16 protein-coding genes are annotated in these 13,403 nt (G+C 58.7%); 5 read left to right on the top strand and 11 right to left on the bottom strand.

All coding sequences use genetic code 11. The features are described from left to right. Window positions 1-334: 334 nt before the first annotated feature. Window positions 335-1,078: a sulfite exporter TauE/SafE family protein gene (locus Q668_RS10115; protein WP_022989498.1), complete on the bottom strand. Its 744-nt coding sequence runs from the start codon at window positions 1,076-1,078 to the stop codon at window positions 335-337. A gap of 168 nt (window positions 1,079-1,246) precedes the next feature. Between Q668_RS10115 and Q668_RS10110 the strand changes: the two genes are divergently transcribed. The 4 genes from Q668_RS10110 to Q668_RS10095 all read left to right on the top strand — a co-directional run bounded on the left by Q668_RS10110 (window position 1,247) and on the right by Q668_RS10095 (window position 5,216). Then, window positions 1,247-2,731: a PLP-dependent aminotransferase family protein gene (locus tag Q668_RS10110; RefSeq protein ID WP_022989497.1), complete on the top strand. Its 1,485-nt coding sequence runs from the start codon at window positions 1,247-1,249 to the stop codon at window positions 2,729-2,731. A gap of 18 nt (window positions 2,732-2,749) precedes the next feature. Then, window positions 2,750-3,949 carry an MFS transporter gene (locus Q668_RS10105; protein WP_022989496.1) on the top strand — a complete coding sequence of 400 codons (1,200 nt, stop codon included), beginning with the start codon at window positions 2,750-2,752 and terminating at the stop codon, window positions 3,947-3,949. 31 nt (window positions 3,950-3,980) lie between these two features. Continuing rightward, window positions 3,981-4,814: an isocitrate lyase/PEP mutase family protein gene (locus Q668_RS10100; RefSeq protein ID WP_022989495.1), complete on the top strand. Its 834-nt coding sequence runs from the start codon at window positions 3,981-3,983 to the stop codon at window positions 4,812-4,814. Window positions 4,815-4,949: 135 nt separating this feature from the next. After that, window positions 4,950-5,216, top strand: coding sequence for a hypothetical protein (locus tag Q668_RS10095; RefSeq protein WP_022989494.1), 267 nt, complete (start codon window positions 4,950-4,952; stop codon window positions 5,214-5,216). 39 nt (window positions 5,217-5,255) lie between these two features. Here the strand turns inward: Q668_RS10095 and Q668_RS10090 are convergent, their stop codons facing one another. From Q668_RS10090 to Q668_RS10055, 10 genes are all read right to left on the bottom strand, one after another. Next, entirely contained in the window at window positions 5,256-5,600 is a 345-nt protein-coding gene (locus tag Q668_RS10090) for an antibiotic biosynthesis monooxygenase family protein (RefSeq protein WP_022989493.1), read from the bottom strand. Window positions 5,601-5,635: 35 nt separating this feature from the next. Continuing rightward, window positions 5,636-5,803: an EamA family transporter gene (locus Q668_RS17775; protein ID WP_197708354.1), complete on the bottom strand. Its 168-nt coding sequence runs from the start codon at window positions 5,801-5,803 to the stop codon at window positions 5,636-5,638. Next, window positions 5,769-6,488: a DMT family transporter gene (locus Q668_RS10085; protein ID WP_022989492.1), complete on the bottom strand. Its 720-nt coding sequence runs from the start codon at window positions 6,486-6,488 to the stop codon at window positions 5,769-5,771. The genes Q668_RS17775 and Q668_RS10085 overlap by 35 nt, the downstream gene beginning before the upstream one ends. Before the next feature lie 78 nt (window positions 6,489-6,566). Next, window positions 6,567-7,013 carry a GNAT family N-acetyltransferase gene (locus Q668_RS10080; protein ID WP_022989491.1) on the bottom strand — a complete coding sequence of 149 codons (447 nt, stop codon included), beginning with the start codon at window positions 7,011-7,013 and terminating at the stop codon, window positions 6,567-6,569. A 35-nt stretch (window positions 7,014-7,048) separates the two neighbouring features. Beyond that, window positions 7,049-8,290, bottom strand: a complete 1,242-nt coding sequence (locus tag Q668_RS10075; RefSeq protein ID WP_022989490.1) for an MFS transporter — start codon at window positions 8,288-8,290, stop codon at window positions 7,049-7,051. Window positions 8,291-8,302: 12 nt separating this feature from the next. After that, a complete protein-coding gene (locus Q668_RS10070; RefSeq protein WP_022989489.1) occupies window positions 8,303-8,896 on the bottom strand; it encodes an aminotransferase class I/II-fold pyridoxal phosphate-dependent enzyme in 594 nt (197 codons plus the stop codon). Between the two features lie 2 nt (window positions 8,897-8,898). Further along, the gene (serC, locus tag Q668_RS10065) at window positions 8,899-10,020 is read right to left on the bottom strand and encodes a 3-phosphoserine/phosphohydroxythreonine transaminase (RefSeq protein WP_036219692.1); all 1,122 of its coding nucleotides are present in this window, start codon (window positions 10,018-10,020) and stop codon (window positions 8,899-8,901) included. A gap of 96 nt (window positions 10,021-10,116) precedes the next feature. Further along, on the bottom strand, window positions 10,117-10,836 hold the full coding sequence (locus tag Q668_RS10060) for a GNAT family N-acetyltransferase (protein ID WP_022989487.1): 720 nt from the start codon (window positions 10,834-10,836) through the stop codon (window positions 10,117-10,119). 227 nt (window positions 10,837-11,063) lie between these two features. After that, entirely contained in the window at window positions 11,064-11,378 is a 315-nt protein-coding gene (locus tag Q668_RS17770) for a DUF1272 domain-containing protein (protein WP_081697589.1), read from the bottom strand. 73 nt (window positions 11,379-11,451) lie between these two features. Then, window positions 11,452-11,883 carry a carboxymuconolactone decarboxylase family protein gene (locus Q668_RS10055; RefSeq protein WP_022989486.1) on the bottom strand — a complete coding sequence of 144 codons (432 nt, stop codon included), beginning with the start codon at window positions 11,881-11,883 and terminating at the stop codon, window positions 11,452-11,454. Between the two features lie 74 nt (window positions 11,884-11,957). Between Q668_RS10055 and Q668_RS10050 the strand changes: the two genes are divergently transcribed. Further along, complete coding sequence (locus tag Q668_RS10050; RefSeq protein WP_022989485.1) at window positions 11,958-13,400, top strand: PLP-dependent aminotransferase family protein; 1,443 nt, start codon at window positions 11,958-11,960, stop codon at window positions 13,398-13,400. Window positions 13,401-13,403: the final 3 nt, after the last annotated feature.

Here is a 13,403-nt window from a genome sequence, read left to right as displayed (position 1 = left end):
TGGCGATTGCTCGGGGTCAACCCAGGCTTGCCCGCCATGTGCGCGCTGGGCGGTAAGGAGTGCATGGCCGATGCGCAAGTCACGCCTGCGGCGGGACACTGAAACCTTGCCGGCGTTGCTGTGTTAGTCATCCCGAGCGCGGCTACAGGTTGATCGCAGCGATTGGCATGCCCCGGAGTGCCGCAGAAAAAAGAAGAACGACCTCCCCATGAATAGGCTCTGCTGTACCAGCAAAGGCATGCAAGCGGAACAAAGTCCGTTCGCACTCATGGCTAAACCATCTGATCAGGTCGCTGGAGATGACGCGGTGCCCATTGAAATCTGTCGCAGCGAATCAAGCGAGTTCGCGCAGTGCCAAAAGCGCACCCGCACTGAACAGCAGCCAGATCAGCAGGCGTCTGAACTGTTGGTCGGAAAGCCTGCGAAAAACGGCAATGCCAATCTGAGACGAGACGATCGTGGCGGGTAATGCAATAGCCATTAGAATCAATGTGTCCCGCGTGTAATACCCCTGCCAGGAAAAAATCCCGACCGCGATCCCGAGGATCACCACGTTGTAAGGACGCAGTACTGCGCTCGTCTCCCCTTTGGTCCAGGGTTGCATGGCGCACCACATGGTCGGTAACGCGCCCGAAAGCGAAGCCGCCCCCCCAAGGAAGCCACCGCAGAAGCCAACCAGAGCGTCTGTCTTCGGCATGGGGCGCGCCAGATGAGGCAGTGATCGGCGAAATGCGAAGAAGGCCCCGTAGAGCAGCATGAAGCCGGCGATCACCAATTTCAGCAATGGCGCGCTGATGAATTCCAGGGTTGCAGCGCCGAGCGGTATGCCAATCAAAGCGGGCAACAGAAAGCGCGGGAGACGCAGGGTACCGCTTCCCAACTCGCCTCGGATAAACCACAGGCTTTGAACACCACTGACGACGGACATGGCTGCCACGATGGAGACGGCCTGCCAGGGCGGCATGACCTGCAGCCATATGCCGAGAGACAACAAGGCAGTGCCGAACCCGGCGAGGCCATTGACGAAGCCGCCAGCAGCCGCGCCAGCCAGTAGGGAAAGAACGAGTTCGAGCGGCATATCAACGCTCCATCGCTAAAAATGATTTGGGGAACACGCGCGCCGAGCGGACGCAGGAGATAAAAAATGGCATGACCTGTCGATGTCTCCTAAGCCTTGTTGACAGCCAATTTTAGCCTTAAAATGGTAGGAATAATCATGCCAATTTCACGATGAGATACCTGCCAATTGTTCAAGCACGCTCAACTCGAATCTGTCAAAGCCTGGATAGGTGACCCCGCTCACGGCGCCCTGTCGCTGCACGCCCGCATTCAGCGTGCGATCCGGCAATTGATCCTGGACGGCGCGCTGGATGTCGGTCGGCCCTTGCCCGCTTCGCGGGCGCTGGCGCAGTCACTGGGCGTTTCGCGGGACACGGTCGAAGCTGCGTACAGCCAATTGCATGCGGAGGGGTTTATCGACCGGCGAGTGGGTAGTGGCAGCTTCGTTTCGGAACGGGCACAGGTGCCTCCGAGGCGAGGCACGAGCCAGCGGGCAAAGCTGTACCGTGAATCACCACGTCTCAGCCAGCGTGGGGCCGCAATCTTCCAGAACGGCGGTGTACGCGAGGCCCTGACACCGCGCCCCTTCGCGCCGGGGGTGCCGGAGACGCGAAGCTTCCCGTTGCAAACGTGGGAGCGGCTGCAGCGTCAGGTGTTGAAGGAACATGGAACGCTGGCCCTGACACACAGCCATCCGCAGGGTGTGGAGGCACTGCGACGGGCTATTGCGGATTACGTCAACCTCGAACGCGGAGCCTGTGCCACACCTGACCGCATATTGGTGTTAACCAGTTCGCAACAGGCGCTGTCGCTGTGCGCCACTGTGCTGCTCGATGCAGGGGACCGGGTCTTTATCGAAGATCCCGCCTATCACGGCGCTCGTCGTGCATTCGATGCAGCGGGCCTCGAATCCGTGCCGGTTCCTCTGGATGCCCAGGGCATTCGGATCGAGTCATTGCAGAACGCTGCGCAACCCGCAAAAGCGATTTTTCTGACCCCATCGCACCAGTTCCCGACTGGAGCCACGCTTGCGCTTGACCGACGGCTTGCGATCATCGAGTGGGCACATAGGAACCAAGCCTGGATCATCGAGGACGACTACGACAGCGAGTTCCACTATGCCGGCAAGCCGACCGCATGCGTGCAAGGCCTCGATGCGCACGACCGGACCATTTACATTGGAACATTCACCAAATCCATGTTTCCGGGCCTGCGAATCGGCTACATGGTGCTGCCATCGCAGCTCGTCGCTCCAATGACAGTGGCTCGCACGCTGCAGGACGGCCATAGCGCCTCCATTCCGCAGTTGACGCTGGCGCGGTTCATGGAGGGCGGACACTTCGGTTCGCATGTTCGGGCCATGCGCAGCGTTTATGCCGAACGACGCGATGCCCTGGAACGGCTTGTCTGCAAGCACTTGGCCGACTTCGTGGAGCCGAGGGTGCCCGATGGCGGCATGCAAATGCCATGCGTCTTCGTGCGCGACATCCCGGAGCGGGAGGCCATTGATACCGCACGCCGTGCCGGCATTGACTTGCTGGGACTGACACCCCTGCATGCGTCGAGCAAGCACAAGGCCGGCTTTCTCATGGGGTTTGCCGCCTACGCCCCGAAGGAACTAGAGATCGCAGTCAAGAAGCTCGCCAATGTGCTTCGCGCACTGGATCGGTGACCCACAAGGATGTCCAACATGACTTCGTCATCAAACGGGCTGTTGGCCCAGGTCTCAACCGCCCACCTGGTCAGTCACCTGCACATCATGGCGGTGCCCGCCATGTTGCCGTTGCTGCCGACCGCGATGCAGGTCAGCTTCGTCGAGCTGGGGATCGCAATCGGGGTGTTCAACATCGTGTCTGCCGTGGTGCAGGCCCCGCTCGGGTTTCTCGTCGATCGCGCTGGGGCGCGACGGATGCTGCTGGCAGCGCTGGCGCTCGGTTCGCTGAGCTTCGCACTGTTGGCCATCTTCCCGACCTATCTTTGCCTGCTTGTAGCGATGGGGCTCGCTGGGGTGGCCAACGGCGTTTATCACCCCGCCGATTACTCATTGCTGTCGCGGGGCATCGTTCCCGAAAGAATGGGGCGGGCCTTCTCCGTTCACACCTTCGCAGGTTTTCTAGGAGCGGCTCTCGCACCGCCGCTGATGGTGGGCGTTGCGCTAGCCTGGGAGCCGCGTTGGTCGTTTGCCATCGCTGCCGTGGCCGGGCTGATCGGGCTGTTCGTTGTGGGACTCGGCTCGCCAGAACCGGCGAAGGTGGCAAGCCCGACGGCCACAGAAAAGGCCAAGGTGAGAGCTAGGCCGTTGACCACACCGCTGGGAACTCTGGCTGTCCTGACGCTGCTGTTCGCCATGCTCAGCCTCAGCACCGGCGCCATCGAGAAATTCTCTGTCTCCGCACTGGTCCAGGGGTTCGACGTCACGCTACCGGCTGCCAACATGGCGTTGACCGTCTTCATGTTCGCCAGCGCCTTCGGCGTGCTGGCAGGCGGCATACTTGCAGACCGAACAAAAAAGCACGGCTATCTGGCTGCTGGTGCATTCGCGTTGGCGGCGGTCTTCGTTGTGATCGTCATTGGCATACCGCTGCCACCCGTGCTGTTGGCCCTAGCGCTGGGGGCGATCGGCTTCCTGACGGGAATCGTGGCACCGTCGCGTGACATGCTGGTGCGTGCCGCTTCGCCGGCCGGCGCAGAGGGCAAGACGTTCGGCATCGTCTCCACTGGATTCAATGTCGGGGGTGTGATCGGGCCGGTTCTGTTCGGTTTCCTGCTCGACCGCGGGTTAGCCAGTGGCGTGCTCTGGGCTTCTGTCTGCTTCATGGTCATCACCACGGTGATCGTGCTCTTCCAGGAGCGGCGCAGTGCCGCTAAACCCGTTCTGGCTGTCCACTAGCAGCCACCCCAAATAATCAAAGGAGATATTCATGAGCCGTCCGAGCATTGCCCAAAAACGCGCGGCATTCCGCGCATTACATCAATCCGGCTGCTTTGTGCTGCCGAACCCGTGGGATGCCGGCAGCGCCAGTGCGCTGGCTAGTCTCGGTTTCAAGGCACTGGCGACAACCAGCTCGGGCTACGCCTGGTCTTGTGCGCGGGCGGACGGACAGCTTTCCCGTGACGAAACCCTGGCGCACATGCGCTATATGGTCGAGGCCTCCGACCTGCCGATCAATGCCGATTTCGAGAGCGGCTTTGCCGACACACCCGAGGGCGTGGCCGAGAGCGTACGTATGGCGGTCGAAACCGGCGTGGCAGGCATCTCCATCGAAGACTCGACAGGCGACGCGCAGGCACCGCTGCGCAGCCTGGCTGAATCGGTCGAGCGGATGCGTGCGGCACGCGCTGCGATTGACGCCACGGGCGGCGAGGCCCTGCTGATCGGTCGGGCGGAGAACTTCTTTGTAGGCCGCCCCGATCTTGACGACGCCATCCTGCGCCTGAAGGCTTACGCAGATGCCGGAGCGGATTGTCTGTACGCGCCCGGCATCAAGACACGCGAACAGATCAGCGCGGTGGTCGCGGCAGTTGCACCCAAGCCAGTGAATGTACTCATCGGCTGGGAAAGCGATCTGACTCTGCAGGACCTTGCCGACCTCGGCGTTCGGCGCGTCAGCGTCGGTGGCGCGCTGGCCCGCGCAGCTTGGGGCGGTTTCTTGAATGCGGCCCGCCTGATCGCCGAGCAAGGCCGGTTTGACGGTTTCGCCGGTGCCCCCTCCGGCGCGGAGCTTAACGCGCTACTTGGCAAGCAGGCGACTTGATATTCCGTCAGAAGCGGGACGCCCCAGGCGGTTCAGCGCGAAGCAGGACAACACTCCCGGCCTGTGTCGTGGCCGGGAGACGTTCTGAGTGCTGGTGGCAGGCCTGCTAATACGGAAAAAATTTGTGAGGCCAATATGGACACAGACCTCGACACGATGACGCGGGAACAGCTCATCGACGAAGTGAAAAAGTTACGCACCGGCATTCGTACCCACCGGGACACGTCTGGCCATGATCTGCGCTGGTATCACCCGCACCTGTGGGCCTTGCTTCCCGAAAGGGCCGGGCACGTTCCCGCAGTGCCCGACTGGCCCCAGTTCATGCGTGGTTGCGTGCAGTACCGCGCATCGCTGGATGTTCAATGTCCCCAGGCTCCCGGCGTTCAACAGGAACTTGAGTAATGAATCGTTGGGTGCATCCATGACTGGAAGTCAGGGGTGTCATCCATTTACATCTCGGCTGTCTTTCGGCGCTTCGTCGCGCTCATTCAGTCCGTAGTCCCGAATCACTGTCGCGACTCGCAGACGACAGTCGGCGAAGACCTCTTTTCGGCCAGACACCTGAGCTCTCCGATGTTGGTCAAGGTTACGCCATTGTTGAACAGCCTGTTCATCGCGCCAGAACGAAAGCGAGAGATACTTTCCCTTGGAGGTCACGCTTTCAAATCGCTCGACCGAAATGAACCCTTCGATTCGTTCAAGATCGTCTTTTAAAGACGCTGCAATGTCGAAGTATTTTTCGGCCCCCCCACGAGAGGGAAAAACCTCAAAGATCACCGCTATCACTGCCACCTCCCATCATGATTTATATCGTGCTCGATCTAGTCCCGGTTGATGAGCCATAGCGCCAAGCAGATCAAGAGCCCGCCAGCAGCCTGTGTCCAGGAAACTGAAGAATCCAAGACGAAATAGGCAAGAATGACCGTGAACAGCGGGGCCAGAAACAGGAATCCACTAGCCCTTGCCGCTCCACCTTTGCTCAGGGCCACAAACCACAGCCCGAAAAGATCCCGTCGATGCCGGGATTGCAAGCCACAGGAACCAACCCCACTGGACCGCTGTCACTGAGTCCGGCCACCGCAGGCCGTTGCTGTAAGCAAGGATCAGGATGGCCAGCGCTCCGATCATCATTTGCCAAAAGCTCAACGCCCACGAGTTGAACGGCAAAGCGGCACGTTTGTTGACGAGCGTTGCGATTGCCCAGCATAGCGCCGAGGCAAGGCCGATGATCTCGCCGGTCAAACTTGTTCCGTGAGAAAAAATGGCTGGACTGATGCCAAGTGCAAGTGCAAGCGCGACGCCCATAAAACCGAGAAGCAGCCCCGCGAGTCTCGCACTGCGAAGCGGCTCGCCATGGAGCACCCGTCCGAACAGCACTACCCAGATCGGATGGGTAAAATGCAGGATCGCGGCGGTCGAGGCAGAGACATGCTTCATCGCCCAGAACAGCAACTCCATGACGGCTGCCGTTTGAAGCAGCCCGATCAGGATCATCAAAGAGGCGTCGCGCAATCCGGCTTGCGGAGTGAACAACGCGGCACCGAGCTGTCTGGAATGCAGAAGAACCAGTGGCAGTGTTGCAAGGGCTGCGACGAAAAAGCGCCAGCCAACCAGGATCATGGGCGAAAAACCTTGCTGAAGCAGAATTTTCCCCGCAATGAAGCTGGACCCCATCAAAAAGTGGAGACGACAATTGAGATGAAAAAACCATCTCTTGAAGACACTGGTGATGGCTGAATGCGCGACATCGGCTCAGAATTGCAGTCGATAGCGTACAAACTGATCTGCGGCGACAAATTCGTCGTACAGCTTGCGTGCCGGGTTGTCGTCCCGGGTATGCCAGTAAAGCCTGGCCCACCCGTTTGTCTGGGCCAAGGACACCAGATCCTCAATTAACTTCCGTCCGATGCCTTTGCCCCGACAAGCGGGGTCCACGAACAAATCTTCCAGATAGCAGCCTGGTGCAGCGGTCCAGGTACTGTCATGCAAAACGCTGGCGCTGAAACCGATCACCCGGCCATCGACTTCGGCTATCCTGCAGAACGTCGATGAGTTGGGGTCAAGAATGCGCTGCCAAGTCCGGGCGGTGGTGGCGGGCGGCACGCTGGCTTCATAGAACGTGTTGTAGCCAGTCCAAAGCCGAAGCCAATCGTCATGGTCAGCCGGCAAGGCATCGCGAATTACGGTTTTATCGCTCATTGCGGATCTCCTAGGTTCGTCAAATTACGGTGTCGTTACTGCAAGTGAATGGGCCTCTTCTGCGGCATCAAGACGACCACAGCGGCAACCGTCAGCAAGGCGGCACACAGAAATACCGGCCCGGAGTAACTACCGGATGTGTCGCGCAGCAGGCCGATCAGCCCAGGCCCGAAGGCGTAGGTCACTTGGCCGATGGCGGTCGATAGTCCGACGATCAGCGCAAAAGCTCCCGCGTCAAATTCCTTCTGAACGATGAGTGCCGGAAGCGTAATCACGTTGCCTACAGAAAGCCCGAAGAGCGCGCAGGCGGAAAGAAGCACGAGCCGGTCATCGAATAGGCCAATCAGCAGCAAGGCCACAGCCTGCGACGCCATAGACAGCGTGCTGGCCAGCCGCATGTCCAGGCGGTCGATGACGAAGCCCAGGCCCACCCGACCAACGACGGCCGTGACGGAAACGATGGAGATGGCAAGGCCGGCCGAGGCCCTGCCTATCGTCGGCTCCAGAATAGCGACAAGGTGGACAAGAAAGCCGACCTGCGCGAACAACGCCAAGGCAAAGGGACCGGACAGCGACCAGAACGCCGGGCTATGCAGTGCCCGTATCCGCGTCCATGGCATGCCCGAATCACTGTCGCTGGTCGCGTGTGAAACGCTTGCATTCGTCCGTGGCGAAGACTTGGAGAGTGGCGGCCGGCTGCCCCATGCAAGAATCATCGGGACAAGAACGACGAGCATGATGGCCGAGCCTGCCAGCGAAGCGACTTCCAGCCCGACGTGTCCGATGGCGGCCAAAAGGATAGGTGCCCAGGCTATGCCGCCAAAGCTCGCCCCATTGAGCGCCAGGCTAATCGCGAGACCGCGCTTGGTGTCGAACCAGAGGGCGATCAAGGTGGTGATCGCGACGACATTCATGGCCGACCAGCCTATTGCCATCAGCAGGTAGGCAGGATAAATCTGCCATGACGCCCGTGCCTGCCCGATGAGCACTACGGCGAGTGCAAGGCAGCTTACGCCGCCAAGCAGGAAGCGTCGCGGTCCCCATCGGTTAATGGCCTCGCCAGTGAAAAGCACCAGGAAGGCACCAGCAAGATAGGACATCGTGCTCGCCGTAGAAACGGTGAAAGACGACCAGCCATGCAGGAGTTGCAGTTCAGCGAGATAGACGCTTTGGCCGTAGAAGGCGAATCCCCAGGAGAATACAGCCACTGTGAAGCACAAAACAACGATCCGCCATCCCCGATAGCTTGGAGACATTTCATCTGTTTTTGTTGTCATCTCGGAAAGCTTTCAGCAACTTGATACCGACGGAAATTGGAAAAGGTGAAAACCAGCTCTGGCCTCCAAATATATGTAGGTTCGTCTCGACCCCAAGTCCGCCACCGGCGTACTAGATGCCGTCATAAGGGGGTGTCGGTGGGAGTTACAGGTGTGGTAACCGGCCAGAATTTTTCGGAATGTCTTCGACTGCAGTACCAGGGCCTCATCAACTGGAATCAACTCATAGGTAATACTATAGAGTTGGCAATAAACCTCGTAGAAGCTGTAGGTGACATCGGCGAAGAGCAAAGGCCTATTTTCCTGCTGAAAGAATGCGCAGAACGCGAGGGCCAGTACCTCGTCTGACCCATTCCCTACGAACACCTTGTCATCCGAAAGTCCGTAGTAGGAAGCAACATTCTCACGCACCAACCCAGCATTTGGATCGAGATACAGCTCCAAGCCGCTCTTCACGGCCTCCATCATTGCCGCCACAGCCAGTGGCGAAGGTGGGTACGGGTTCTCGTTCGCATTTAGCTTGACCAACCTCTCGCCACCCGATTGTTCGCCGGGTGTGTACGGCTTGAGGTTGCGGAGGCGCGGGCTGTCGAAGGTCCCACTCATGGTTAACCCCTCGTTCTCTCGAAGTCCTTCAGGAAATCGACCAACGAATCGACACCTTCCTCGGTCATTGCATTGTAAAGACTGGCACGCATTCCGCCGACGCTCTTATGTCCCTTGAGCTGAAGCAGATTGTTCTCCTTAGCGGCGGATAGAAAGGCGGCGTCTAGTTTGCTGTCTGCCAAAAGAAACGGCACATTCATGTCAGAGCGGAATTGGTGCGCGACGTTGTTGTGATAAAAGCTGCTTTCGTCTATGGCACGATAAATTTTCTCAGCTTTACGTTTGTTGCGGACCTCTATAGCTCTTACTCCTGTCAGTTCACCCTCCCGCTGCGTCTGCGCCCATCCGAGCACCAATTCAGCCACATAGATCGCCCACGTAGGCGGAGTGTTGTACATCGACTCGTTTGCGTCGACGACTGAGTAATCGAAAGCGCTGGGACAGATCGGTAGGGCGCGCCCAATCAAATCTTCCCTTACCACCACGATCGTGAGACCAGCGATTCCGAGGTTTTTCTGTGCAGCCGCAAAGACAAGACCTGCCCGACTCCAATCGACAGAACGCGATCCTAGGTCAGATGAACAGTCCACAACCAGCGGCGCTTGCGATCCCAGTATTGAGATGTCTGGAAGCTCTTGAAACTGGACGCCTTGTACCGTTTCGTTGCTGCAAATGTGAATGTAGTCTGCTGCCGGGTTGAGTTTCCAGCCGGATATCGTTGGAATTTCAGTGTAGCCGGTGAGTTTCGATGAGGCCGCCACACGAATATCATTAGCGTACCTTCCAGCTTCTTCGTATGATTTTTGACTCCAGTTGCCTGTCACCAAAAAATCAATGCAACCTCTTCGAGCTAGATTCATCGGCACGATAGCGTTTTGTGCAATGCCGCCGCCTTGCATGAAAAGAATTTTAAAATTCTTCGGTATCTGCAAGTAGTGTCGAAATTTTTCCTGCGCCGACTGATAGATGGAGATGAATTCTTTGCTCCGATGACTCATTTCCATGACGCCTACACCAATACCATGCCATCCGAAAATTTCCTCTTGGATGGTTTCGAGCACTTCTTCGGGAATGGTTCCTGGTCCTGCGCTGAAATTAATGGGGCGCCTCGGGGAGAATTTCATCAACAGTTCCTAATGAATCGGGTTTTTTTTTCCACCTATTTGCTTATAAAAAACAGATGGAAATATTTAAAGTTGTATCTGTACGCAATACCCAGCTCACGCTTTTGTGGCGCTTCTGACCGAGCTTAAACTTTGCCTTTGCTGACCTTGGGCGTCGAAGTTAGCCTTCGAAAGCCAAGCGAGGAATGCCACCTTAAGCGATGGCCATTCCTTGTCGATGATCGAGAACCAAGCGGTATCGCGCGAGCGTCCCTTGTAAATCACCGCTTGGCGGAAGATGCCCTCGAAGCTGAAGCCGAGCCGGTCCGCCGCCTTCCGAGACGGCGCGTTCAGGCTGTCGCACTTCCATTCGTAACGGCGGTACCGCAGTTCATCGAACACATACTGCATGAGCAGGAACTGTGCTTCGGTAGAGGCTGGCTTTTGCTTCATCAGCGGGGAAAACGCGACATTGCCCACCTCGATGGCGCCATTGCCAGGATCGACCCGCATCAGGGATAGCGTGCCGACGGCTTTTCCCAGCTTGGTGTCGATGACGGCATAGTGTTTGGGGTCAGTGCTGCGCGCTGTGGTTTCGGCGTAGCTGCGGTACTCGTCCGCGCTATTGAATGGGCCAGCGAACATGTAGGTCCAGTCGCGCCCGTCAGGGGCGGAACTGTATGCCGCGTACAGATCGCCGGCGTGGCGCTCCGCATTCAGCGGCTCAAGGCGACAGAAGGTCCCCTCCAGCGTCACATTGCCGGGGAGCGGACGAGCCGACCAATTCGCCAGGGCTTCTCCGATCGGTTGTCCAAATTGATTGCAATTCTGGTTCATGCTGTTCCTTACCTTTCCAGTTTTTGAGATGGTTTTGATTGGGTTGCCCGAGTGGTGTTTGCACCACAGGAAAGCCCGCTTTCAGCGATTGACACGTCTCCATCAAATACCGCAGCCACTGGCGCCTGCGAGACTCTCGCGTTCCTTCGGCGTTGTCGTGGCGACGGTCACTGATCACCCCAGTGCCCGGCTGTCGTGCGCTTTGACGAGAGGTCGAATCCGTTTCACTATCTGTCCGGGGGTGCAATATCTTTGATTCGCTGGACATGAGCCGTGATCTCGTCGGTAGTGAACTTGCAATGCTTGCGCGCGGTGCCGGCCGGGTAATTGGCAAGCCCTAAATTCAGCTCTGGTCGCCAGGATCGGCGCGGTCGGATTGGCCTGGGGGCGAACCCACCTCCGCAGGTGGGACACACGTTGTGCAGTACCCCGGTCGCGCAGTCAGCGCAGAACGTGCATTCGTAACTGCAAATGCGCGCATCAAGGCTGTCGGCTGGCAAATCCTTGTCGCACAACTCGCAGTTGGGTCTGATTTCAAGCATGCGTCGTCTCCTTTTTCATCCGGGCAGCGCCCTTATCCTTGGCTAATCACTGCGCCAATGTCAGGCGGATGGGTTATTGACGGGCTCCAATCGCCAGACGGTTGAACGCACTCATCAGTGCGACGGCGAAACACAGGTCGGAAATCTCTGCATCGCTGAAGTGCGTTTTCAGGGGCGTGAAATCTTCATCGGGAGCATGGGTGTCCGCGACATTTACCAGGGACTCGGCCCAGGCAAGCGCGGCCCGCTCGCGTTCGCTGAAGTGGGAACTGACCCGCCAGCCTGCCAGGCTATCGAGCTTGACCTGTGGCGTGCCACCCGCACGAAGCGCCGTTGTGTGCATTTCCAGGCAGTACGCGCAGCCGTTGATCTGGGATACCCGCAGGTACACCAGCTCGGCCAGCTCCTTACCCAGATTGCTCTTTTCGAGCGCTTGGCTGGTGGCGATGAGACCTTGGTAGGCCTCGGGAGAAAGAGTTCTGTAAGGCAGGCGTAGTTCGCTCATCTTCGATTTCCTTGTCATATGTTAGGGATTTTAGGAAAATTACGTCCTACCTTACAGGTGCAAGAATTGGAAAAATGACTGGGACATCGAATTTGGATTTGCGGCAGCTCAAGCCGAGTCGGAACTCGGACGCACCGATCTATTTGCAGTTGTATCGGCGCTTTCGGGAGGCGATCGCCGCCGGCAAGCTGCGGCCGGGCGACCGCGTGCCATCGGTGCGTAGCCTCGCCAGCGAACTCAGTCTTGCGCGAGGCACCGTAGAACTGGCTTATCAGATGTTGGCCGGCGAGGGTTATTTCCTGGCACGTGGCCCCGCCGGTACGGTCGTATCCCCGCGCCTGGACACCCTGGGCGAGTCCAGGCGAGCGGCTCCGTCCAAGCCTCATGTACAGCCGCCAGTGCGCCAGCAGACAGCGTCCGATGAGCCTCAACCCTTCCAGTTCGGCCTGCCTGCTCTGGATGCGTTCCCCCGCAAGACGTGGACCCGTCTCGCTGGCCGCAGTTTGCGTGTTCTCGACGCGGCAGCCATGAACTATCCAGACCCCGCCGGCTATGAACCGCTGCGGCACGCCATCGCCACTTACCTGGGCATATCACGTGGCATCGTCTGCTCCCACGAGCAGGTCTTCATCACGGCTGGCTACCGAGGGGCACTGGAACTGGTATGCCGCACTGTGCTGAAAAACGGTGACGAGGGTTGGTACGAAGACCCGGGTTACGTCTATGCCCGGGACTTTCTGCTGCGCATCGGGATGCGCCTGGTCCCGATTCCGGTGGATGAAGAAGGGCTGAGCGTAAGTACCGCGCAGCGACGCGCCGCCCAAGCGCGATTTGCCGTGGTCACGCCCACCCACCAGTGCCCCATGGGCGTTGCGCTGTCCTTGCCTCGGCGACTGGAGCTGCTGAAATGGGCGAGGCAGCGGCAGGCGTGGATCATCGAGGACGACTACGACAGTGAGTTTCGCTACCACGGCCGACCATTGCCCGCCCTGAAAAGCCTGGATCGGGACGAGCGTGTGCTCTACAGCAGTACCTTCAGCAAAGTGTTGTTTCCAGGCCTGCGTCTGGGTTATCTGGTTGTCCCCGAGTCGCACATCGGGCGGTTTCGAGAGTCGGCGAACCATCTGCCCGGCCCAGGTTCGATCTTGCCGCAGGCAACGGTGGCCGAATTCATGGAGCAAGGCCATTTTGCCCGTCACCTCCGCAAAATGCGTTCGCTCTATGCGGAGCGACGGGGCTACCTGGTTGATGCGCTGACTCAGGTGTTCGGAGCGGATCTCAGTATTGCAACGCAAGCAGGCGGAACCCACGTGCTCGCGATGCTGAATGGGCAACGTAGCGACCGCGACTTTGCTGGCGCGGCGCAGGCCCACGGTTTGGCGGTTCAGGCATTGAGCCACTGGCGTATCCGAAAGTCCGCCAAAGGAGGGGTATTGATGGGGTTTGCCAACATTTCCGGGCCGGATAATGCAATGGTGCTTGCTCGCCGCTTGCTAGAGACCACCAAGACTGTATGAGAG

The sequence above is a fragment of the Marinobacter sp. ES-1 genome, from assembly GCF_000475255.1.
Lineage (GTDB): Bacteria > Pseudomonadota > Gammaproteobacteria > Pseudomonadales > Oleiphilaceae > Marinobacter > Marinobacter vinifirmus.
Note: the sequence above shows the minus strand (reverse complement) of the source record. Positions and strands in the feature narration are given on the sequence as shown.